This window comes from Paenibacillus sp. AGC31 (genome assembly GCF_057334655.1).
In genome coordinates, this window is sequence record NZ_JBHFJH010000038.1 from 47,903 (window position 1) to 71,420 (window position 23,518).

General features: G+C 47.6%; 20 protein-coding genes and 2 pseudogenes. 16 read left to right on the forward strand and 6 right to left on the reverse strand.

The window, feature by feature from the left end; all coding sequences use genetic code 11:
- Positions 1–7 precede the first annotated feature (7 nt).
- The 12 genes from ACE04G_RS23825 to ACE04G_RS23880 all read left to right on the forward strand — a co-directional run bounded on the left by ACE04G_RS23825 (position 8) and on the right by ACE04G_RS23880 (position 15,551).
- On the forward strand, positions 8–1,999 hold the full coding sequence (locus ACE04G_RS23825) for a DHH family phosphoesterase (RefSeq protein WP_076216655.1): 1,992 nt from the start codon (positions 8–10) through the stop codon (positions 1,997–1,999).
- A complete protein-coding gene (gene rplI / locus ACE04G_RS23830) occupies positions 1,996–2,439 on the forward strand; it encodes a 50S ribosomal protein L9 (protein WP_036611925.1) in 444 nt (147 codons plus the stop codon). Before ACE04G_RS23825 ends, rplI begins: the two co-directional genes overlap by 4 nt.
- A gap of 1 nt (position 2,440) precedes the next feature.
- Positions 2,441–3,802, forward strand: a complete 1,362-nt coding sequence (gene dnaB / locus ACE04G_RS23835; RefSeq protein WP_036611922.1) for a replicative DNA helicase — start codon at positions 2,441–2,443, stop codon at positions 3,800–3,802.
- A gap of 445 nt (positions 3,803–4,247) precedes the next feature.
- Positions 4,248–5,534, forward strand: coding sequence for an adenylosuccinate synthase (locus tag ACE04G_RS23840; protein WP_036671866.1), 1,287 nt, complete (start codon positions 4,248–4,250; stop codon positions 5,532–5,534).
- 222 nt (positions 5,535–5,756) lie between these two features.
- Positions 5,757–6,524 carry a hypothetical protein gene (locus tag ACE04G_RS23845; protein WP_449004964.1) on the forward strand — a complete coding sequence of 256 codons (768 nt, stop codon included), beginning with the start codon at positions 5,757–5,759 and terminating at the stop codon, positions 6,522–6,524.
- Positions 6,525–6,809: 285 nt separating this feature from the next.
- Positions 6,810–7,634 (forward strand): class I SAM-dependent methyltransferase, encoded by an 825-nt coding sequence (locus ACE04G_RS23850; RefSeq protein ID WP_449004963.1) that lies wholly within the window; start codon positions 6,810–6,812, stop codon positions 7,632–7,634.
- Positions 7,635–8,104: 470 nt separating this feature from the next.
- On the forward strand, positions 8,105–9,637 hold the full coding sequence (locus ACE04G_RS23855) for a peptidoglycan DD-metalloendopeptidase family protein (protein ID WP_449004962.1): 1,533 nt from the start codon (positions 8,105–8,107) through the stop codon (positions 9,635–9,637).
- Positions 9,638–9,884: 247 nt separating this feature from the next.
- Positions 9,885–10,607, forward strand: a complete 723-nt coding sequence (gene yycF / locus ACE04G_RS23860) for a response regulator YycF (RefSeq protein WP_017691453.1) — start codon at positions 9,885–9,887, stop codon at positions 10,605–10,607.
- A complete protein-coding gene (walK, locus tag ACE04G_RS23865) occupies positions 10,607–12,457 on the forward strand; it encodes a cell wall metabolism sensor histidine kinase WalK (RefSeq protein ID WP_076216658.1) in 1,851 nt (616 codons plus the stop codon). The genes yycF and walK overlap by 1 nt, the downstream gene beginning before the upstream one ends.
- Positions 12,441–13,721: a YycH family regulatory protein gene (locus ACE04G_RS23870; RefSeq protein ID WP_221820217.1), complete on the forward strand. Its 1,281-nt coding sequence runs from the start codon at positions 12,441–12,443 to the stop codon at positions 13,719–13,721. The genes walK and ACE04G_RS23870 overlap by 17 nt, the downstream gene beginning before the upstream one ends.
- Positions 13,722–13,994: 273 nt before the next feature.
- Positions 13,995–14,738 (forward strand): two-component system regulatory protein YycI, encoded by a 744-nt coding sequence (gene yycI, locus ACE04G_RS23875; protein ID WP_017691456.1) that lies wholly within the window; start codon positions 13,995–13,997, stop codon positions 14,736–14,738.
- Positions 14,739–14,744: 6 nt separating this feature from the next.
- On the forward strand, positions 14,745–15,551 hold the full coding sequence (locus ACE04G_RS23880; protein WP_091035273.1) for an MBL fold metallo-hydrolase: 807 nt from the start codon (positions 14,745–14,747) through the stop codon (positions 15,549–15,551).
- On the opposite strand, the gene ACE04G_RS23885 is transcribed toward ACE04G_RS23880, so the two are convergent.
- The gene (locus ACE04G_RS23885; protein ID WP_221820215.1) at positions 15,520–15,732 is read right to left on the reverse strand and encodes a hypothetical protein; all 213 of its coding nucleotides are present in this window, start codon (positions 15,730–15,732) and stop codon (positions 15,520–15,522) included. The two genes, ACE04G_RS23880 and ACE04G_RS23885, sit on opposite strands and share 32 nt — an antisense overlap.
- Before the next feature lie 716 nt (positions 15,733–16,448).
- On the opposite strand from ACE04G_RS23885, the gene ACE04G_RS23890 reads away from it, so the two are divergent.
- The 4 genes from ACE04G_RS23890 (at position 16,449) to rlmH (ending at position 20,203) form a co-directional block, all read left to right on the forward strand.
- A complete protein-coding gene (locus tag ACE04G_RS23890) occupies positions 16,449–17,726 on the forward strand; it encodes a S1C family serine protease (RefSeq protein WP_221820213.1) in 1,278 nt (425 codons plus the stop codon).
- 299 nt (positions 17,727–18,025) lie between these two features.
- Positions 18,026–18,550 carry a hypothetical protein gene (locus tag ACE04G_RS23895; RefSeq protein ID WP_449004961.1) on the forward strand — a complete coding sequence of 175 codons (525 nt, stop codon included), beginning with the start codon at positions 18,026–18,028 and terminating at the stop codon, positions 18,548–18,550.
- 331 nt (positions 18,551–18,881) lie between these two features.
- The gene (locus tag ACE04G_RS23900; RefSeq protein ID WP_017691462.1) at positions 18,882–19,049 is read left to right on the forward strand and encodes a CxxH/CxxC protein; all 168 of its coding nucleotides are present in this window, start codon (positions 18,882–18,884) and stop codon (positions 19,047–19,049) included.
- A 674-nt stretch (positions 19,050–19,723) separates the two neighbouring features.
- Complete coding sequence (gene rlmH, locus ACE04G_RS23905; protein ID WP_076252167.1) at positions 19,724–20,203, forward strand: 23S rRNA (pseudouridine(1915)-N(3))-methyltransferase RlmH; 480 nt, start codon at positions 19,724–19,726, stop codon at positions 20,201–20,203.
- 658 nt (positions 20,204–20,861) lie between these two features.
- Here the strand turns inward: rlmH and ACE04G_RS23910 are convergent.
- The 5 genes and pseudogenes from ACE04G_RS23910 to ACE04G_RS23930 all read right to left on the reverse strand — a co-directional run.
- Positions 20,862–21,035 carry a recombinase family protein gene (locus tag ACE04G_RS23910; protein WP_339180867.1) on the reverse strand — a complete coding sequence of 58 codons (174 nt, stop codon included), beginning with the start codon at positions 21,033–21,035 and terminating at the stop codon, positions 20,862–20,864.
- Between the two features lie 275 nt (positions 21,036–21,310).
- Positions 21,311–22,726 (reverse strand): sensor histidine kinase, encoded by a 1,416-nt coding sequence (locus ACE04G_RS23915; protein ID WP_449004960.1) that lies wholly within the window; start codon positions 22,724–22,726, stop codon positions 21,311–21,313.
- Positions 22,723–23,073 (reverse strand): winged helix-turn-helix domain-containing protein, encoded by a 351-nt coding sequence (locus ACE04G_RS23920; RefSeq protein WP_405132492.1) that lies wholly within the window; start codon positions 23,071–23,073, stop codon positions 22,723–22,725. Before ACE04G_RS23920 ends, ACE04G_RS23915 begins: the two co-directional genes overlap by 4 nt.
- Positions 23,046–23,151: pseudogene (locus ACE04G_RS23925) on the reverse strand (DNA-binding response regulator); the annotation flags it as partial. The gene ACE04G_RS23920 and the pseudogene ACE04G_RS23925, both read right to left, overlap by 28 nt.
- Positions 23,128–23,355, reverse strand: a pseudogene (locus ACE04G_RS23930) (response regulator); the annotation flags it as partial. The pseudogenes ACE04G_RS23925 and ACE04G_RS23930, both read right to left, overlap by 24 nt.
- Positions 23,356–23,518 lie beyond the last annotated feature (163 nt).

The following is a 23,518-nucleotide window of genomic DNA, read 5'->3' on the forward strand; positions in this document are numbered from 1 at the left end:
ATGAGTCATGCCTAAATTTCTGAAGAAACGCTGGCACGGCTACTATACCGTATGGGCGTTCATACTGCTGCTGTTGCTCGTTATGTTCGTTACCATTTATAACTGGACGCTTGGTTTGATTAGTCTGATACTGGCTTCGGCGCTGGGAATCGTCATGATTAAGGCGGAGCTCGCGTTCCGCCGTGAGCTTAACGACTACATTAATGGCCTATCTATTCGGATCAAACGGATGGAGGGGGAAGCGGTCAGCATGCTTCCATTCGGAATTGTGCTGTACAGCGAAGATCGTACGGTAGAGTGGCATAACCGCTTTGTCGCGGAGATGTTCCAGGAGAAGACAATGGTGGGTAATCCGCTACTTAATATGTTTCCTAAACTTCCTCAGCCTAAAGAGAAGAAGGATGGGACGAAGGAACATTCATCCAAGGAGTTGCATGACGAATTCCAGTTGGATGATCGACATTATGGAGTTATTCATAACCCGCAGGAGCGGTATGTATATGTATACGAGATTACGGAGCTAGCCATTCTTCGTGATAAATATGAAAATGAACGCCTTGCATTGGGAATTCTCGTTCTGGATAATCTGGACGAGGCTGCCCAAGGCATGGACGATCAACAGCGTACAGCACTGATTGCCCGAGTGACCAGCGAAATTACGTCTTGGGCCAAGCGGTACGAAGTGTACCTGCGCCGTCTGTCTTCTGATCGTTATCTGTTGATGCTGAATCATAAGTCTTTGCAGGAACTGGAGCAGAGCCGATTTGTCATTTTGGATGAAGTTCGTGAGATGACTGCTGATCTCAAAGTGCCAATGACACTCAGTGTTGGACTGGCGTTTGGATCGGATAGCATCAGCGAGATGGGAGAACTGGCACAGTCCAGTCTGGACATGGCGCTTGGACGTGGTGGTGATCAGGCTGCCGTGAAGTCCGGACAACGCCTGTCTTTCTATGGCGGTAAGTCTAACGCAGTGGAGAAACGCACACGGGTAAGAGCCCGCGTTATTGCGCACGCGCTGCGTGATCTTATGCAGGAGAGCGATCGGGTGCTCATCATGGGGCACAAAATTCCGGATATGGACGCGATCGGCGCATCCATCGGAGTGTGGAAAGCGGCCAGTCTGTATAATGTGGAAGCACGGATTGTTCTGGATGGAATTAATCCATCGATTGAACGCATGATGGAGCAAGTGAATAAGGACGAGAAGTTGTCCAAAGCATTTGTATCACCGGAACAAGCAACCCAGATGATGACCGAGCACACGTTGCTGGTGGTAGTGGATACTCATAAGGCCTCCATGACCATGGAGCCAAAACTGGTACAGTCTGCTACCCGTGTCGTCGTTGTGGATCACCATCGCCGGGGTGAAGAGTTCATCAATGACGCAGTGTTGATCTATCTGGAACCTTATGCGTCCTCTGCTGCCGAATTGGTAACCGAACTCTTGCAATACATTCATGATAAGGTACAATTCACTCCGCTGGAAGCTACGGCTCTACTTGCCGGAATTACGGTAGATACGAAGCATTTTGCACTGCACACGGGGTCCAGAACGTTCGAAGCGGCAGGCTTCCTGCGCCGTAGCGGTGCGGACACCATTATGATCCAGCGGTTGATGAAAGAGGATCTGTCAGAATATATTGCTAAGGCAGAAATCATAAAGCATGCTAAAATGGTATATGGAAACATTGCGCTGGCGGTCACAGACCCTGGCAGCAAGATTTCACAGATGATGATCGCCCAGGTGGCGGACACATTGCTGAACATGACTGACGTGGTCGCTTCATTTGTTATAAGCGAGCGTCCGGATGGACTCATTGGCATCAGCGCGAGATCGCTGGGGCGCATGAATGTTCAGGTTGTCATGGAACGACTGGGCGGTGGCGGACATTTGACGAATGCTGCCGTGCAGCTTGAAGGAACGCTTGGAGAGGCAGAAAAACGGCTGACGAACGTACTGGCTGAAATCGAAAAGGAAGAGGGGCTGTTCGAATGAAAGTCATTTTTATAAAAGATATGAAGGGTCAAGGCAAGAAAGGGCAAGTGAAAGAAGTATCTGAGGGTTACGCACAGAACTTCCTATTGCCACGGGGAATCGCACGTCTGGCAACAGACGGCAACATGAAGACACTGGATAACCAGAAGGCGGCTGAAGAAAGACTCAAACAGGAAGAGAAAGCAGAAGCGGAAGCACTTGCGAAAAAGCTGGAAGCAGAAGTGACTGAACTGAAAGCCAAGTCCGGCGAAGGTGGTCGTCTGTTCGGCGCCATTACCAGCAAACAGATCGCAGAAGCTTTGTCTAAAAAGGGTCTGAAAGTAGACAAACGCAAAATTGAGCTGGACGAGCCTATTCGTACACTCGGCGTAACACAAGTAACTGTCAAGGTTCACCCTGAAGTGAAGGCAACCTTGAAGGTACAGGTAACGGAAGAGTAAGATGGGCGGAGAAATGTTATTCGACCGGATTCCCCCGCAGAACCTGGAAGCCGAACAGGCTGTGCTGGGTGCAATTCTGTTGCAGGGCGAGGCCCTGATTACAGCGATGGAACGGGTGCAAACCGAGGATTTCTATGATAAGCCCCATCAATTAATCTTTGAAGCGATGATCCAGCTTGGTGAGGGAAATCAACCAATTGACCTCGTGACACTGACTTCGCTTCTGAAGGATAAAGGTGAGTTGGAGGACATCGGGGGCGTTAGTTATCTGGCTAAGCTAGCCCATGGTGTACCTACAGCCGCGAACGTAGACTATTACGCTCAGATTATCGAAGAGAAATCGATGCTGCGTCGCCTGATTCGTACGGCAACCCAGATCGTGAGCGAAGGATATACAGGCGGCGAAGATGTTGCAGCGATGCTCGGAGAAGCTGAACGTCGCATTCTGGAGATCTCCAACCGTCGCTCCAGTAGTGGTTTTATAGCCATTCAGGACGTACTGATGGAAGTATTCGATCGTGTGGAAACACTTCATCAGAATAAGGGTACAACGACAGGTATTCCGTCCGGGTTTATCGATCTGGACAAGATGACTGCCGGATTCCAGCGCAGTGACTTGATCATTGTAGCGGCCCGTCCTTCCGTAGGTAAGACGGCCTTCGCCCTGAATATCGCTCAGAACGTTGCCATTCGGGCACAGGAGACGGTAGCTATCTTCAGTCTGGAGATGTCAGCTGCCCAGCTGGTACAACGTATGATCTGTGCGGAAGCCAACCTGGATGCCAGCGTAATGCGTATGGGTGACTTCAAAGGTGATGAGGACTGGCAGAAGCTGACGATGGGTATTGCCGCTTTGTCAGAAGCCAACATCTTCATAGATGATACGCCAGGGATTACCGTAGCGGATATTCGTGCCAAATGCCGTCGCTTGAAGAAAGAGAAAGGCCTTGGCATGATCCTGATCGACTATCTTCAACTGATTAGTGGACGTGGTAAAGCAGGGGAGAACCGTCAACAAGAGGTATCCGAGATTTCACGTACACTGAAACAGATTGGCCGGGAACTGGAAGTTCCGGTTATTGCCTTGTCCCAGCTGAGCCGGGGTGTAGAGCAACGTCAGGACAAACGTCCGATGATGAGTGACTTGCGGGAATCGGGTTCGATCGAGCAAGATGCCGACATCGTAGCGTTTCTGTACCGGGATGACTACTATAACCAGGAGACCGAGAAGAAAAATATTATCGAGATCATTATCGCTAAACAGCGTAACGGTCCGGTAGGTACGGTAGAACTGGTCTTCCTGAAAAACTTTAATAAATTCGTCAATTACGAGAGGGCGCACAATGACGCCTTCGCGATGTAACGGGCAGGTGCTGACGGCTTCGATCAAGAAGCCAGAATCGTTTGTCCCGAAGATCAACTATTAGAGCAACTGAACTCAAACAGGTCTTATAAATACCAGATATAGATTCACATTGAAATGGGTATCCTTGAACCGGTGATAGCAGTCAAGCAAGCTTAGACTGAAGTCTCCGGTTTTTTGTGTCGAAATAATGGGTAAATTCCGAACATTACAGTTGTACTATATCTAATTGTTCGCCATTTGATTTGACTTTGAAAAAGGGTACTGGTACACTAATACTGCTGCGTTAAAGCAGCGCAAACCTTCCCTTGAATGTAACGGAAGGACATTTTTACTGTCCGTTAGCACGCTTCTCAGTCGGTTTTTTGCGTAACACGCCTGCCGGGATAGAGGACGGACAGACCAATACAAAGGTGCGCAAGGCACCCACGGAGGAATGTTAACTATGTCAACGGTAGTTGTAGTGGGAACGCAATGGGGAGACGAAGGAAAAGGTAAAATCACGGATTATTTGGCGGAGAGCGCTGATGTGGTGGCTCGTTACCAAGGTGGTAACAATGCGGGTCATACAATTCTGATTGATAACAAAAAATATAAACTGACGATGATTCCATCAGGGATTTTCTACACGGATAAAGCGTGTGTTATTGGTAACGGAATGGTTATCAACCCGAAGGCACTCATCGAAGAAATTAACTATATTCATGACAATGATTTCACAACGAAAAACCTGTCCATCAGTGAGCGCGCACATATCATCCTGCCATATCACATGGTGTTGGATGCACTCGAAGAAGAGAGCAAAGGTCCGAATAAAATCGGTACGACTGGCAAAGGAATTGGCCCATGTTACATGGACAAATCAGCTCGTATTGGTATTCGGATGGTTGACCTGCTGGATGCTGAAGATTTCGAACTGAAACTGCGTCATCTAGTCAAAGAAAAGAACCGTGTCATCGAGCAAGTCTACGGCGGACAGCCTGTTGATGTGGAAGAGATTCTGCAAGATTACCTCGGATATGCTGAAATTCTGCGTCCTTACGTACGTGATACATCCGTTGTTCTGAACGAATATATTGATGAGGACAAAAAAGTATTGTTTGAAGGTGCACAAGGCGTTATGTTGGACCTTGATCAAGGAACTTATCCATTTGTTACATCATCCAATCCGTCCGCAGGTGGCGTATGTATCGGTTCTGGCGTAGGCCCGGCTCGTATTCAGCAAGTCATTGGGGTAGCGAAAGCTTACACAACGCGTGTAGGAGATGGCCCATTCCCTACGGAATTGCATGATGCAATCGGTGACCAAATCCGTGAGACTGGACATGAGTACGGTACGGTAACTGGACGTCCACGTCGTGTAGGTTGGTTCGATAGTGTTGTTGTTCGCCACGCGCGTCGTGTCAGTGGAATCACAGGTCTGTCCCTGAACTCTCTGGACGTAATGACAGGTCTGGAAACTGTAAAAATCTGCACAGGATACAAATTCCGCGGCGAGGTCATCACACACTATCCGGCAAGCCTCAAAATGCTGGCAGAATGTGAAGCAGTATACGAAGAGATGCCAGGTTGGAGCGAAGATATCACTGGAGCGAAGAAACTTGAAGACCTGCCAGTGAACACACAGAATTATGTAAAACGTGTTTCCGAACTGACAGGCATTCCAATTGCCATCTTCTCCGTTGGTCGTAACCGTGAGCAAACAAATCAAGTTCTTCCAATCTACGAGTAATCGAAGAAATAGAGAGATTGTTTCTTGAATTATAAAATAGAATCCTCTGCCGACTTAGGCATGTTAAGCCTCCAGTTGTTGCTTTTATAGCGATGACTGGAGGTTTTTTGTATGTTTATCGGATATAATCCCGAGATTTCAGTCAATACTGGTTAACAGTAGAGTCACAGACCCGGACATGCGCATGTTAGACGGGTGGGATAATCGGAGGGAGAGAACGGAATGAAGTTGCTTGTGTGGTTTGTCAAAATCGTGCTAACCGTGTTGCTGGTCAGTTCACTGACACTGCTCACGACCGGATTAATTGTACAGTCATATGCGAAGTCGCTACTCGCGAGTTTCAATATTCAGTGGGAAGGTCAACCTATGGGGTTAACTGCCATGTTCCAAGGTGCCTTGGGCGGTAAAACCAGCGAGGGGAACAAATCAGGAAATGGGACGAAAGATCAGCCGACAGGAGCGGACGAAGAGCAGGTTCCGGAAGATGCTGTTTCAGTTATGGGGAATGGGACGGAGAGCGGTCAATCTGGCGTAGATACAGGTAGCGATGCGTCCCAAGGAAGTAGCTCAAACGAGGGCACTGGGGAAGGTTCAGGTACAGATACGACCGTAGGATCGAACTCAGGCACAAGTGCAGGCGATGGGACGGATACGGGCACGGGTAATGACTCAGGGACAGATCAGGGTAGTGGTTCAGCTTCAGGTAATGGAACCGGAGCGGCCAGCGGAGGTGCTTCTTCAGGCAATGATGCTATTGTCGTATCACCGGATGACATTACAGGAGCAAAGGACAAGCTGCCAGCAGAGGAGAAAGAAAAAATCTTCAGTCTGCTCATGAATAAGCTGCCACAGAAAGAAATGCAGCAAATCTCAGGCGCCATGGAAGGTGGCCTAACGGAACAGGAATTACGTGAGATTGAACAGGTGATCTCGAAGTACCTGACCAGTGAAGAGTACGACAACCTGATGGAAGTACTGCAGACAGAATAAGACAGGCAGAGAAAGCGGGCGTGCTCCTAGACGAGTATCGCCTGATTCATAATGTAATGGACTTGTCGATGGTGATTGAATATAATTTATTTAAATAAATACTGGAAATGCCTGTAGGAGGGAACAGTGTATGAAATATAAAGGTAAAGAACACAACATATAAAAACGTTTAGGCAACATTGCAAAAACCTCCAGTCTAATTCGTGGACCTCCGTTCATAGGGTGCATTCAAGAGAACCGATGGACTTGTGTTTATGAATACACTAATTGGAGGTTTTATTGAACATGAACTTATATCATTCTAATTCAGAACCATCACTAAAAAAGTTTACCAAGGCGACGAAAGAGCGATACGAGCAAGGGCTGCAAGAAGCTGACCAGCCGTTTAGTGGCTGGGATTTTAGCTATGTAACAGGGAGTGAGCGACTTCAGAGCGGAATGTTGCCTTGGTCCTATGGAACAATGGCGCGCCGATTATTGAATCAAACAGAACGAATGCTCGACATGGGGACTGGTGGAGGAGAAATGCTGTCCAGACTCCGTCCCCTTCCTCCATACACATGTGCGACCGAAGGCTATCTCCCCAATATACCGATTGCAGAGGAACGTTTACAGCCGCTCGGTGTGAAGGTGCTTCCAGTGACTGATGATTCGCAACTTCCTTTCGCAGATGGGGAATTTGATCTGATTCTTAATCGGCATGAGTCGTATGATGAGCAGGAAGTTAGGCGGATTCTATCGGTAGGTGGACTGTTTCTAACTCAACAGGTAGGTTGGTCAGACTGCAGGGAGATCAATGATCGGCTCGGCATTCCTATGCCAGCGGATTACGCTGGATGGGAGCTGGATCGTGCTGTTCTTCAGCTTGAACAGTGTGGATTCCGTATTCTGGAGCAACGGGAAGCAACTCCCGCGCAGCGTTTCTATGATATAGGGGCACTGGTATATTATCTAAAGACCATCCCGTGGCAAGTACCTGATTTCAAGGTAAAACAGTTCCGTCAGCCGTTAATGGATATTCATATGGAGATGGAGCACAATGGATTCTGGGAAGTACAGCAGAAGCGATTTGTAATTCTTGCAGCCAAAGAATCGAGACATGAAGGTTAATTTCTATTGTGACATGAGATGAAATCCAGTTTAAGATAAACCACAAACAGGTTGTTTACGTAATCCCTTATCAGAGTTGATCTGGTAAGGGATTTTATTTGTATTTTTATGAAAAATAAAGCATATTTTACTGGGTCTTAGAACCTAGTCTTAAATTGCGAACAAAAGTACATAGTACAGCGGATGTTGAGGCATAATGGGTGATGGATCAGCCATACTATCTTATGGATAATACAGGGAAACCAAGCGTGGCGTGGCTTTGCGGTGTGACGTGTAGAGTTGAAATGAGTGTAAAACCTGTGTTAAAGTATACGGGTGTGATAAAAGGTTAAAATTTTGACACTTTTGAGAGCGCAGCTAAAGTCCGATTTTGCGGACAACCAATACAAGTATCAACGAGCATGGGACAGACACGATGGGTGATGTCTTGACAGAAATGCGAACTGAGAAGTGCTGAAAAGGAGAGAATCATGAAAGGTTTCAGAGGCATACGCCAACCGGGCAAAGACCGGGTACACGAACAATCCGGGGAACACCGGACGGCCGAAGACAAAAACAACATGAGCATGTCCACCTTCAGTGTGAATAAGAAGCGCGTTCTGGCCTCGCGCAAATGGATCATTACAGCAGCATGTGGTGTATTCATCGCAGCATCGCTCGGGTTCGCAGGCAAACAATATGTTACTGCAAACACCGTACCGTACTATAAAGTAATGGTTAAAGGTAGCGAGATTGGTACCATTGCAGATGAGGCACAATTACAACAACTATTTACAGACAAAACTGAGGAATATCAACATAAATATCCGGATGCAGAGATGGTGCTGAACACGGATGGCATCACAACCGAAACGGTAAGAGCGTACAAACCTGAAGTGAACAGTGACGAGACGCTGGACAAACTGGGTGACATGCTGACAGCCTACGCCAAAGGTGTGGAGCTCAAGGTAGACGGTGAAGTCATTGGTATTGTGAAGGATCAGGCAACAGCTGATGCAATCCTGGAACAAGTGCAGAGCAAATACATATCGGCATCGGCTGTGCGAAGTTCGCTTAAGACGAAGTCGGTATCGGCTAACTCCTCGAAGAAAGAGGAGGGACCTAGCACAACCCTGAAGTCGGTAGGCATCAAGGAAGATGTAGCGACAGATGTGGTGAAGGCTGATCCAAACAAAATATGGGATGTGTCCGAGGCGGTTAAAGCATTAACCGTTGGTAAAGACGCGCCTGTAACTTATGTGGTTCGTGAAGGAGATACAATCTCTTCGATCGCTACCAAGTATGAAATTACACAAAGCGAGATTCGTAAGCATAATCCGGACATCAAGGAAACGTCGCTTCAAATTGGAGACGAACTGACCTTGACCGTTCCGAAACCGGCGGTAACCGTTAAATCGGTTGAGCAGGTTGTTGAACAGATTGAGATCAAACCGCAAGTGGAAGTGCGCAAAAGTGACGAGTTGAAAGCAGGTACAACAAAAGTCGTGCGCCCAGGACAAAGCGGCTTGAAAAGCATGCAGTACCGTATAACCAAAGAAAATGGTGAAGTGGTTCAGGAAGAGTGGCTTGGTCAGGAAGTGATTAAAGCAGCTGTAACTGAAGTAGTCCTTAGCGGAACAAAAGTGGTTGGTGAGGGCACTGGTGAATTTGCTTGGCCGGTATCAAATGCAACGATGAGTAGCAGCTTTGGACAACGTTGGGGTCGCCAGCACAAAGGGGTCGATCTGGTAGGTAACCGGGATGTGAAGTCAGCCGATGAAGGCGTGGTTACTTTTGCAGGGCAGAAGAGTGGTTATGGCAATGTCATCATTATTAACCATCGTAATGGATACGAAACATTGTATGGGCATCTGGATAGTATCGGTGTGAAGGTTGGACAAGTGGTTGAAAAAGGGGAGAGCATCGGCGTTATGGGTAACACAGGTCGCTCGACCGGGACACATCTGCACTTCGAGATCCTGAAGAACGGCACAGCGGAGAATCCGATGACGTATTTGAACTAATATAGAGCTTAAGTAGAGCAAGGTTGGCTATAATGCTGGCCTTGTTTTTTGCTGCTGTAAAAAATTTTCAGATGAAAGACCTTCCAAGCCCCTGATCGGGATGTGACGGTGCTTCAGGTATGTTAAACTAGAGAATATAAACAACAAACTAGAGAAACCAATCAAGCAGGCTTCGTACAAGCTAAACATAGAAGAGAGATATAAACGCTAACGCGGATTAAGCAGGATATAGGGGTGAACTTAGCCGATGCAGGGGAAGATTTTGGTGGTGGACGATGAACAGCCCATCGCGGACATTCTGAAGTTTAATTTGGAAAAAGAGGGGTACGAGGTCATCTGTGCATTTGATGGCATTCGTGCGGTTGAACTGGCGTTATCCGAGAAACCGGATCTGATGCTGCTGGATCTGATGCTCCCGGGCAAGGACGGTATGGATGTATGTCGTGAGGTTCGTGCTCATCTGGAGATGCCAATCATTATGCTTACCGCCAAAGATGGCGAGATCGACAAGGTGCTTGGACTGGAATTGGGTGCGGATGATTACGTGACGAAGCCATTCAGTACGCGTGAGTTGCTTGCAAGGGTGAAGGCACAGATGCGCAGACGGCAAAAACTTGCGATTACGGCAGAAGCGCACGAAGACGAAGAGAAGCAGGTCATGCGGCTGTTTGATCTGGCGTTTGATATGGACATGTATACGGCTTACAAAGGCGGGGAACCGCTCGATCTGACCCACCGTGAGTACGAACTTCTCTATTATATGGCGAAGCACTCCGGCAAGGTTATGACACGGGAGCATCTGCTGCAAGCGGTATGGGGATATGAATATTTCGGCGATGTACGTACCGTGGATGTCACGATCCGTCGTCTGCGTGAGAAGATTGAGGAGAATCCAAGCAAACCAGAAACGATTCTGACACGCCGCGGGCTCGGTTATCTCGTGCGCAGTGCCAAAAGCGTGGGGATATAATGGGCCGATTCGCGCGATTCTCGTTCTTCCGAACGATTCAGGCGAAATTGATAATTATCTATGTACTTCTGATTCTGATTGCGATGCAATTGATCGGGGTTTATTTTGTGAGCGCGATGAAGAACTCACTAACGAGCAACTTTACGGAAGACTTGCAGGCACGTGCAGAAATGCTGTCGGTTCTCGTGGGGGAGACGATGGCGGGTGGAGAAGCAGAGGCAGGCGAGGACAAAACGGAAAATCTGCGTGTGCTGGTGAACAACCTGTTCAACATTAACGGTGCCGAGATTCAGGTGCTGGATGCCAGCGGCAAGGTACTCACGACCTCGCTAAGTTCACATTCGGACTATGTGGGTCGCAAAAACACCCAGACCGTCGTCAGCCGTGCGCTGCAAGGCATTCGGGACAATGAGGAATATATCGTGGACGAGGATAATGTTCGCAAAAAGGTCGTCGCCAAGCCGGTGCTGTCCGGCGGCAAGATCATTGGTGCGGTCTACATCGCGGCATCCATGAACGAGCTGTATTCCACGATGGAGGGAATCAACAAAATCTTTATCTCCGGCATTTTGATTGCCTTGGTGCTAACGGCGGTACTTGGCGTGATCTTGTCTCATACGATAACGCAGCCGATTAAGGAAGTGACTCGGAGAGCGACAGCGGTCGCAGAAGGTAACTTCGATCAGCAGACACCTGTATTTGGCACGGATGAGATTGGTCAGCTCAGTCGGGCTTTTAACTATATGACCAGTAGGCTTCGGGACGCACTTTCACTGAATGAAGAGGAGAAGGAGAAGTTGACTTCCATTCTGACGAATATGAGTGATGGTGTGGTGGCTACGGATGAGTACGGTAAAGTCATTCTCGTAAACCGTCGTGCCAGCAGCATTCTGGGTATGCATCCTGCGGATATTGAAGGAAGACACTTCGCTATATTACTCGGTATTGATCCGGAGGATGCGGAAGCTCTCGCGAGTGGTTTCACAGGTTCAACGTTGCTGCAGATTGCACCCGCAGGACAAGAAGAACCTGTGGTCATTCGGATGACGTTTACACCAGTTCATCGACGTGAACGGGGGATCACGGGAACAATTGCCGTACTTCAGGATGTTACGGAGCAGGAAGAGCTTGAGGCATCCCGGCGTGAATTCGTAGCCAATGTATCCCATGAACTGCGTACACCACTGACCACGATCAAGAGTTACGCGGAAGCACTGGATGACGGCGCACTGGAAGATCCGCAACTTGCCGGTCGTTTCGTTGGTGTTATTCAGAACGAGACGGAGCGAATGATACGACTGGTTACGGATCTGCTGCATCTATCTCGGCTGGATTCCAAAGAGGCTTTGCTACGTAAACAGCCAACAGACATCCTGGAAATGCTGGAGGAAGTGACGGATCGATTCTCGTTCCAGATGCATCAGAAGGATATTCAGCCTGTGCTGTCTGTAGAGAATGATATTCCGGCTGTTCCGCTGGATCGCGACCAGATTGATCAGGTGCTGGATAATGTCGTGTCCAATGCGCTGAAATATACATTGGAAGGCGGCACCATTACGATTGCGGCTAGACGCAGTGATGAACACACACTTGCCATCTCGGTATCGGATACCGGAATGGGTATCCCACAGCGCGATTTGGATCGCATTTTTGAGCGGTTTTATCGGGTGGACAAGGCTCGTTCTCGCAGTATGGGAGGCACAGGGCTAGGACTGTCCATTGCCCGGGAAATTGTGAAAGCACATGATGGAAGCATCTCTTTGGAGTCTGAAGTAGATGTGGGAACGACAGTAACGTTCACACTGCCGATGCGTGAGAAAGGGGGTGAGCACCGTGAAGGAACGGATTAAATCCTTGGTGCTTGCTGCCCTTGTTGTGGCCAGTCTGGTTCAGAGTTATTTTCTGATCTACCGTTTGCCCGGAGGCGGAGATTCCATTGTGACGTCAGAGACGAACTATGTGAAGACGGAAAATATGGGTCAGGAACGTAATATTGAAGAATTGATCTTCCCCGATCAGATGGTTATTCATCTGGGTGAGGATAAACATACGGTGTTTTACCCTGGCAATACGTTCTATCAGTTGATCTATTCAAGGTTACAGGGGCGTGCGTTCGATGATTTTCAGCGCCGCAGTGTGCAATCGGTGAACTGGGATCAGATTCGCAAGGAGAACCCTGGGTTTGAGCTATCGTTCAAAGAAGGTATTCCCGTAGCATTGTTACAGCGGGTGATGAGGCTTGGGACGGATTCCTTGTTCCAAGGGGAGACCATTAACCGAATTTCTATCTATACGTCCAAAAATGAAACGAAGGCCCATGCGCTGTTCTTCAGCGCCAAGGGAGACGTGGTATACGAAGCAACGCAGGCAGACCTGACAGTGCAAGACGTGCAGCAGCATGTTGATTTTGGTACGAACTGGACGCCATATACCTTGATGGATGGCGGGTATTATATCCCGGCGGAAGCTCTGGAGACGATTGAGGCGGATGTACCAACAGGTCAGTTCACGGTTGAGCAGATGCAGCGTAGTCTTTTCTTCGATCCAAGTATGACCCGGAACATCCGGGAAAAAGATGGATCGGAAATCTACACGGATAGTAAACGTAGTCTGCAGGTAAAACAGGAACAGCGCTGGATCAGTTACACCGATCCGGCGGCACCGCCTGCGGGACAGATTGATCCTGCGAAGGATGCGCTGTCTGCGGTTGATTTTGTGAATCAGCATGGTGGCTGGAAAGGCCGGTCACGCATGATGCTGGAGACCGCCGATAGCAAGACACAGCTTGAATTCCAGCAGTATTATGGCAGCTATCCGATTATGGATTCCATGCAGTTCCGCTTTGGCACGATCAGCATGGAGATGCAGCAGGAGACGGTATCTAGTTATGAACGATCGCTGGAATACCTGAACGAAGGTGCAGAGACGAAGAAATCGGTAAAGTTGCCTGGTGGAGACAAGCTGAAGGCTCTTATTAAAAAGGTAGCAGGTGAGAATCGCCAGGTGGTGGATGTCTACCCGGCGTATCGTCCTTCTTCAATTGAGGACGGACTAAAGCTGATTCCGGTATGGGTGATCCGCTTTGGAAATGGTGAGGAAACTACCGTATCTTGATAGGTTATAGTCTTTGAACCAAAGAGTAGCTGTACTTTATCACTACGCGTGCAGAATAACCTTCCGATCGCTGTTACCCCCAGATTTCTTGAACTCCCTTTAATAAGGGGGAAATCTGTTGGTAAAGGCGAACGCTCCGCTTCTTCAGGTTATTTCTGCCCTCTCCGTTGTCGTATAGCTTTAAGTTCAAAGGCTAGTAAACGGCTAGTTACGGTGGAAGGTGTAGGCAACTTGAGAAAGTATTGCAAGCAGCTAAGTTAGGGGGGGGACGTTTTGGATTGGGGACGGGCGAAAAATGTGTTGATCTATGCCTTTCTGCTGCTCAATCTGGTGCTGGGATACCAGATCTGGATGGATGCGCGGGAGACGGCCGGAGCCAATCTGGACTTCACCTCACTGGCAGATAACACACAGCAGGCGATGGAAGAGAAGGGCATTCAGGTACTGGCTCCGATTCCGAATGAAACGCCGAAGCTGCCAAAGTTGTCTTATGAGTTCATTGAAGAGGACAAGGCTGGCGTTGATATGGAACTGGAACAGCCTGTAGATAGCAAGTTGATCTTCTCGCAGAGCGAGCTGGAAGATGCATTACAGCGTGAGATTCCACAGATTGGCACGTATAGGCTGGATCAGCTGATGGCCGAGGATGGGGCTTTTGTGCTTCACCCACTGGTGGATGGCAAATGGCCGCTCTTCAATGTGAGTCTGGAGCTATTCTACAGCGACCAGAAAATAACGGGTTACCGTCAGACTCCGGTGCGGATTACGACCGCAGAGGAGAGCGATCAGCAGGTACTTCCGGCGTCGAAGGCGCTGGGAACGCTGATCGAGAACTTTTTGCCAAATGATGCAATTGTCAAAGATATTCAGCTGGGCTATTACGGCCAGTTGTTCAATTCAGATATACAGGTAGCGATGCCGGCATGGCGGTTCGTGCTGGAAAGTGGCGAAGTGTTGTACGTGCAGGGCATCAGTGGGGATGTATTCAGTCCCAAGACAGACAAACCAGGGGAGTAATGCGTTATGGGGATATATTTTACCGTGTTATCCAGCGGTTCGACAGGCAATGCCACAGTCATACAGCATGGGGGCACTTCTCTCATGATTGACGCGGGTCTTAGTGCGAAGCGATTGGATGCACTGTTTCAGGAAAGGGAGATTTCTGGGGCAGAACTGGACGGAATTCTGGTTACACATGAACATTCTGATCACATTAAAGGACTAGGCGCGATGTCTCGGAAATATAATTTACCAATCTATGCGAATCTGAATACGTGGGCGGCACTGGAGAAGTCAGTTGGGGCGATTCCAGAGGAAAACCGGAGGGTGTTTGAGACAGGTGAAAAGCATGATTTTGGGTCACTGCGCGTGGAATCCTTTGGGATCTCACATGATGCAGCTGAGCCGGTAGGGTACACTTTCGATGATGGCACGGAGAAGCTGTCTGTTGCAACCGATCTTGGGTACATGAGCGACAAGGTGCGCGATGCAATCGCAGATTCTGACGTACTGGTGCTGGAGGCGAATCATGATGTCGAATTGCTGCGTATGGGGCGTTATCCATGGAACACCAAGCGCCGGATTTTGAGCGACATCGGGCATTTGTCGAACGAAGCAGCAGGCGCAGCGCTTAGTGAACTGATGAACGGACGCATCAAGCGCACGTATCTGGCACATCTCAGCCGAGATCATAATATGATGGACTTGGCGAAAATGTCGGTGCGCGACGCGATGGAGAGCCGTGGATGCTTTTATCGGGATCATGAGTTCAAACTCTGTGATACGTATTACGACCGTCCTACGCCATGGGATAGGGTGGGTGAGCCATAAAGCTGTCGAGTTCGGCGGCTTTGCGTTCGACTTCCTCGCGGGTCAGAATGCCTTTATCAATAAGCAGTTCAATGATGGTGCTGAGTGCAAGGGTATTGCGATAGTGTTCTTCCTTGAGATCGGCCAGCTTGGCCGCCATATGAACTTCTTCCATGGCTGTGAGTGTACGTGTGCGATCCATATATATCCTCCTCTATGAAGCTTCGAATTGTCTTTTACTATTATTGTAGTCAGGCTGGGTGGAAAACATTCCTCTTTTTGCCGCTAACATTTGTGTGATGAGACGTGTATGCTGAACCTGTGACTATGCAGGGGTGAAAAAGTTCTTCAAATTTGCCAAAATGGCGCTTAGCGGACCGGATTTTGTGGTGATAGATACTATGGACCTTTATTGTTAAGCGCGTTATAGCGGAAATTTGCTTTAATTTTCGTAAATATGCAACTTTTTGTGATTTGACGTGTTTAGTATATGAGGAGCATTGTGATTTTGGCTGTTTTGCGTGTGAAATGGCATGTCATAGAATGCGAGAGCATGATTGATAGAGTCACTGACAGAATGGCGTGTCCGTTCTGTTGTACATAGACGCTGTATCTTGATTTGATGCCGGGATGCGGCGATATGCAAGACCATTTTATAAAATTGCAAAAAAGCATGGGAAACCGTTGGGGTCTTCACGTAACGAAGACGACAGAAGAAACCTGAAGAAACAGAGTGTTCGCCTTTAGGAACAAATTTTCACCTTGGAAGAGGGGATCAAAAAAATTTGTGAGTAACAGCGATCGGAAGGTTCGTCTGTTGGCGGAGTGGTGTATGTGAGAACTCCATCGTTGATCCATGCGACAACTTAGGCGGCAGTCAGGGTCTTGATGCGTGACAACGAAGGGGAGAGGATCACGATGGGATTGTTTGGAGACGATTTTTATTCAACCAAAGTATCAAGACGCGCCGAACCTGAACAGAAAGGCAAACTTCAGATCATCCGCCCTGGAGGCAGAGCACGTGGACGTGACCGCTGGAGTAATCCGCGCAGATCGCGTACGGGAATCAGTTCCACAGTGAAAGTTGCTGTGATCAGCTCGGTGATCAGCTCCATCGTGACCGTCACACTGTTTAGCTTCATCACACAGCCCACATCGTTACCGCTGGCGAATGCTACAGGCAACGGTGGTGGAGGTAGTGCACAGGCAACACAGGCAGCTGATCCATACGATCGGATTATCCAGGCAGCCGCCCACGTTCGTCCTTCCGTGGTGAGCATTGTGAACCATAAAACGGGTAGCAGTCTATCGATGGAAGATTCAGCGCTGGGCTCAGGGGTCATTTTCAAGAAGGAAGATGGCAAGGCCTACATTATGACCAACCACCACGTCGTGGAGGGTGCGAGTGATCTGGAGATTGTGACCGTAGATGGGGAGACACACAAAGCGAAGCTGGTTGGTAAAGACCGGGTAAGTGACATTGCGGTACTATCCGCAGAAGACAAAGGGCTGGGTGCAGTCGCAGAGATCGGTGATTCCAGCAAACTTCAGCGTGGTCAAACGGTGCTGGCGATTGGGAATCCGCTCGGTCTGGGTGGTACGCTGACCTCCGGTATTGTCAGTTACACGGATCGTATTCTGCCTGTATCGATTAATCAGGACGGGGTGTACGACTGGGAGCAAAACGTGATCCAGACGGATGCGGCGATTAACGAAGGCAATAGTGGTGGTGCATTGGTCGATCTGAACGGCAAAGTGGTCGGCATTAACACGATGAAGATCTCGGATACGGGCGTTGAAGGTCTCGGCTTCGCTATTCCGATGAACGAAGTGATGAGAACGGTCGATTCTCTGTTACTGAACGGCAAAGTATCTCGTCCTTACCTCGGCGTGTACACGGTGGATCTGAGCAACCCTTATGCACCACTGGATGACGAGCAGCGTAAGGATCTGAAGTTGCCATCTCACGTGGACAGCGGTGTGGTTGTGCTGGAAGCATCCGGTCCGGCATCCGAAGCAGGTATGAAGCTGAATGACGTCATTACGGAATTTGACGGGCAAAAAATTACCTCCACGCTGGATCTACGGAAGTATCTGTACGATGAGAAGAAAATTGGGGATACGATTGAAGTAACCTTCTACCGGGATGGCAAAGCGGAGAAAGTATCGGTGAAGCTGACGGATAAACCGGAGTAAGGGAAGATCAACGAGCGAGCCCATACTGTTGCGTGGATTGAAATAGGGAATGCTAGAAGAGTGATCAGATCAACTGACCACTCTTTTTTAGTTATTATGGGTGGATGTGCTCGTTCGACAGTAAATGAGTAGATCAACCATTTTTATGTTCTCATGATCAGTTAGACCCGGAGCCAAAGGAGCAGATACATAAGACTAGGGCTGTGGTAAACTGTTGTCAATATGTTGGAGACGGTCGCTGATGCAATAACATCTGTTTGTCGATCTGATTTTATTTCAGAATGGAAGGGGTATTTTTGATGAAACATTTGAAGAAAAAGATGCTTGGGGGAACGAGCTTGGCGCTGTCGCTGTTTGTGCTGTCGGCCTGTGGATCTGAGGTAGCTACGACAGGAGCATCTGTAGATACAAGTGCTCTGCAAGAGAAGATTGCAGGGCTTGAGAAGAAACTGGTGGAGCAGGGAGCCAAGAGCGTTGAGCAGGAGCAAAAAATCGCAGCACTTGAGACCAAGTTGAATGAGTTGAGTACAAATGTGATTGCGGTAGGTGAGGCTGGTGGTCAAACGCCTGCAGCCTCGGGAAACAACGGATCGGCTGGGAAAGGCGATGGGGTGCTGATTACCTTTGCCCAGTATGAGAAGCTTGAGGTTGGCATGTCGGTGGGAGATGTCATCGAGATCCTCGGCGGCGAAGGTGAAGCGCTGAGTGAAGCGGAGAATATGGTGGTTTATAACTATAAAGGCACAGCCGGCAATGGTGCCAATGCTGTTATTGCTTTTCAAGGTGGGAAGCTGTTGACGAAGGCGCAGTCGGGATTGAAGTAAAGAACGTGGATTAGAGACAATTCATGGAATGGAACAGGTAACTCTGTTTTCTTAATTCAGACGCCGGAGCAAGATTCATTCACTATGTGAAATGGATTGTTAATGTTACAGGAGCATTCTTTTCATGGTACCGTGGAGGTATCTGGAAGGGATGCTTTTTGTGTTCTTTTACGACGAATGGAGAGGTTTGGTGGAGGTTGGGCACGATAAATTAGGGCTAGGGGTTTCTTTTCGGTGGCAGGTGTGATAGAACTGAGAAGTGGCTATCCTGTAATGGGATACGCGGTTGTGAATCGGGAACATAGCTGGTTACAGAAAGGATGCTTAACGGATGTACGTTGTATGCAAAGAACACGTGGACATTGCCATCGACATGTTTGTCGATGAGTATGAGGACGCTCCAGATATCGTTGATCTGAAGGAGACGGAATTTGCCGACTGGGACCCGCCTGCGAAATGTGCCGAGTGCGAACAGCACGCGGAATTCCTCGTCGTTTAGCGTACTGTAGGACTTAGACGGCTGGAGGCGTGACTTAAGGTGGCGCTTCGGGCTGACTTTCCATCCGGTATGAACATCACAGCAAGAAGCCAAGGAGAGCGTGATGAGCGCTCTTTTTGTGTTTGTGGGGGGAATTGGTGTGGTTAGTAGGCTGTGTGGAGCTGGGCGAGGCTTTAGGGGCTGGCGTTGGAGTAGAGGATAGTATGAGAAGATTAAGGTAGGTAGGTGCTGAGTTCTGAGTTGGAAGTGAACCAGGTCGTATCGAAAGTACAAAGTAAGTAGTTAATAGAAATGGATGCCACCCGGGTACGGGGAAAGTGAAGTTGTGTGACAGCGATGTGGGTAGATACGGAGGCGTGGCGTGGCTTGACTTGACCGAGTAGCTCTAACGAATTTGGGCAAATACCGCCTGGTTGAAATCTAACGAATCGTAGACACGTTATATTACTGAAGAGACTTCGAAAGAGGTGGGAAGCGCTCGGTGGGTGCCGAATAGCGTGTTTCAGATTCGTTAGATTTTAAAAGAGTCGAAATAGGGCTGATTAAGGTGTGTGGGGTTCGTTAGAATTTGGAGAAGTGTGTAGTATAGGTATAATACAGTTGGAACGAACGATGCGATGAAGCATCTTACTTATAGAATATCTCGCAAGACAATTTAGGAGGAATGGGTTGTTATGTTTATTCAGATTATTGGCGTAGGCAAATTGAAGGAAAAATATCTGACGCTGGGCATTCAGGAATATGCCAAGCGGCTCGCCCCGTACATCAAGTTTCAGATGATCGAGGTGGCAGACGAAAAGGCGCCCGATACCCTGAGCGAAGCTGAGGTTCGGGCGGTAAAAGAGCGCGAGGGCGAACGCATCCTCGCGCATGTGAAGAGCGAGGCGCACGTGGTCGCGCTCGCACTGGACGGCCAGCTCTGGAGTTCTGAGGAGCTGGCATTGGAGATCGACAAGCTCGGCACGTATGGGACGAGCCATGTCGTGTTTGTCATCGGAGGAAGCCATGGGCTCTCCGATGAGGTGTTGCGCCGCGCGAAGCAGCGCTTGAGCTTCGGGCGCATGACCCTGCCGCATCAGCTTATGCGGCTGGTATTGGTGGAGCAGATTTATCGTGCTGTGAAGATAAATCGGAATGAACCGTATCACAAGTAGAGCGAAATATTTTGTCTTAGTCGCTTATAGGGTAAGGAAGGTCACCCTGAGGAAATGCCATTGCTTAGGTGATATCAAACGATAAGAATTATTAGAGCGATACTATAATTGCAAATAGTAGAGGAGAGATGGCGTCATGGCAGACGTCAATTTAGAGAGAGCGGAAATCAGTAGGACTTTCTAACTTTGTTGAATTTTATTAGGACTATTGGGCTCACTATCAGAAGTCCGAGCATTTGAGGAAAGTGGACAAAAACAGCTGGGAAGTAGAAATGCTAAAGGCAAGCATTCAGTCAGATCATTTTAGTATTACAAGTGAAATAAGGAACAAGGCAAATCTGCTTTTAGATGGACGGTCCAGAGCTTAAAATAATAATGCTCAACTTCTGCTTGAGTTGAGGGGATTTCTCGTAACAGAGAGAGCCCCTTCAGCCATTTATGTCTTTTAGGTGTTCGGCGAACAGATCGTGGTCCATTTGATCCATCTTGTATAGAGAAGGATACTTTCAATTTCCCTCCTCCAACTTGGTAATTGGGGACTTCACACTGGAAAGCCTGTCTTGAAGTAGTTTGATACGTCCGGCCTTACATACGTTTACGCTTTTTACTATTGTTCTCAGAAGGGTTGGCTTAGCTAGAACGTTCTGAATCCTGTCTGTTACTGCCTTTTCCGCTGACAATTCTTCTGTCTGCGTACTCCCAAGTATTTTTTATTGTTAAGAGCACAGTAGTTTCTCAGGGTATCCAACTGAGCGCCGATGGAGTAACCATACTCTGCTTGCTCCTCGGTACTGACCCTAGCATAAATGGCGACGCTTGTTAGCTTATCCATGGTGGTCGTTCGTCCTTGACTACCTATTATCGACTTTTCTTGTAAGATAGTTACTGCCTCAGTATATTTCATTTGGACGCAGTATTATTACTAGGAGCCTTTAAGAGAACAGTAACTTCTCCTGAAAGATAAATCAGATATCCATTAGATGCAATTACTTTCTTTATGTTATTTAAGGCTAATTGAAATTTGAGTTCCAAAAATTTTGAGCGGGGATAGTTCTCTCTCCGGGGAGTTAGGTACGTTGGTTGGATGCAGGTGAAAATTCAGTGTTACTACTGTTCACGCTGAATTTTTGGCAGTTGAATCTCAAATACTGTTTTTTCAAAGGGGGCACTCGTCAAGGAAATTGACCCATTATGGAGAGAGGTGATTTCCTTGACAATCGAAAGTCCAATGCCGAGTCCTTCGCCTTTTCTGCTGTCATCGATACGGTAGAAACGTTCAAAAACATGCTTTTGATCCTGTAGAGAGATGCCGCGTCCTTTATCGATAACCGTCATGAGTATGGTATCAACCTTTTCCGAAAGTCCGATTTCAAGATAATGACCTTCTGATCCGTAGCGAATCGCGTTGTCCAATAGGTTTCGCAGCGCACGTTCGATTAGGGAGGTATCAATCCAGGATTGGATATCCTCATCAGGGATATTTACTTCAACAGTGAAGTTCTGTCCCTCAAGAAACATCAGGTAGTCGGCAGCAATTTTTCGCATCATTTCAGATACATTATGCACTTCAACATGAAGCTTTAAATTCCCCTCATCGTGGCGAGTAATATCTAACAATTGATCTAAAAGCTTATCGATGTAACGAGAGCGCTGTAGCAGAACTTTGGCACTCGCTTGTAACTCCTTCTCATCCTTATACAATCCAGCACGAATCGTTTCTGAGTAGCCTAAAATCATCGTTAGAGGGGTGCGTAGATCATGGGAAAGATTAGACAGCAACAGGTTTCGTCTGGTGTCAAATTGCTTGATTTGTTCGCCTTGATTTTGAATACGGCGTGCCATGGTATTATAATGCGCAGTGAGCAGGCTAATTTCATCCTTTTTCGTGTCCTCTAGTACAGTAATTTCACTTTGGAGGTTAAGCTGTCCTATAGCCTGATTGAGCTTACTAATTCGTTTATTCATGGAAGAGAAAAAACCTAGAGATAGCAGATAGGGAATTAATAAAGCAACAATTAACGGTAGCAGAAAAGTAGACATGGCTTTAAAAGTCCGCATGAAGAAGTAAATTTGCCCATTTTTCATGTCGTGGCTGGATAAGCTCATCAATAGATAATAGGGTTGATCCTCTTGGCTAATAGAGTAAGTAAGCGTAATCGGTTCATCGACCCCCCATAGGTTCTGAGGCATACTGAGCATTCGATTTGCAAGCTGCCCGAAATCATAGGTATTCTTTTCTCCGAAGGTATCATAAATCGTCAATCCATCTGCTGAAATCCATTCATAACGAATATTAGGGTGGTTTCTATGAGCATTATCCAGTATTTGCGTTATGTCTTGGATACGAAAATCTTGACGCATTGCAATCGGATCAAGGACTTCTTGTGAGATGGCGTTCAGGCTGTTCAAATTATAACCCTTATCTCCCATTTTTCCTATAAAGAGGCTAAGAGAAGCAAACACAAGAATACTAACGTTTGCACTAATGAGCATAAGTAGCCAAAGCTTTGTTCGATTTTTCATTGTCCATCACCTGAGAATCTATAACCGACTCCACGTATGCTGTGAAGGTAATGAGAGGGGGTCCCCGTGGGTTCAAGAATGCTTCGAATTCTGCTTATAAATACACTTAAATTGTTTGCATCAAAGTTCTCATGGTTCCACACCTGCTTATAAATCTCCCTTTTAGTCAAAATACGGTCTGGATTTTGCATGAACATTTCTAGAAGTCGGCATTCTACCGGGGTTAAATGAAATGACTTTCCATCATTTTGCAAAACATAATTACCTACATCTAGTACTAATTTATTTAAACGTAGAAGCTTAGCAGTATAAGAAGAAGGTCGATGTCTTCTTAACTGTGCTTGCACACGAGCAACCAATTCTACTGGGCTAAAAGGTTTAGTGACGTAATCATCTGCACCTAATCCGAGAGTTAAGATTTTGTCTTGCACTTCTCTTCTTGCACTCAGGGCAATTACCAACGATTCAGCCTTTGCTTCTCGTAAATATTGAAGCACCTCAAACCCGTTGCCATCATCCATCATGAGGTCCAGTATCAATAATTCGATCGTATACTTCTGGAATAATTGTATCGCTTGTCGTCCTGAACTGGCTTCAATGACTTGCAGTTCTACTTGTTCTAAATGCATCCGAATGAGCTGACGAATTTCGGGTTCATCATCTACAATTAAAATGTGATTAATGGTGGATCATTCCTCCTTTGTAAGTGACATGAAACCAATCTTGGTGATGATCAAATGATAACAATAATAAATGGAGAAATATATATTGTATAACATTCATTAAGAATTC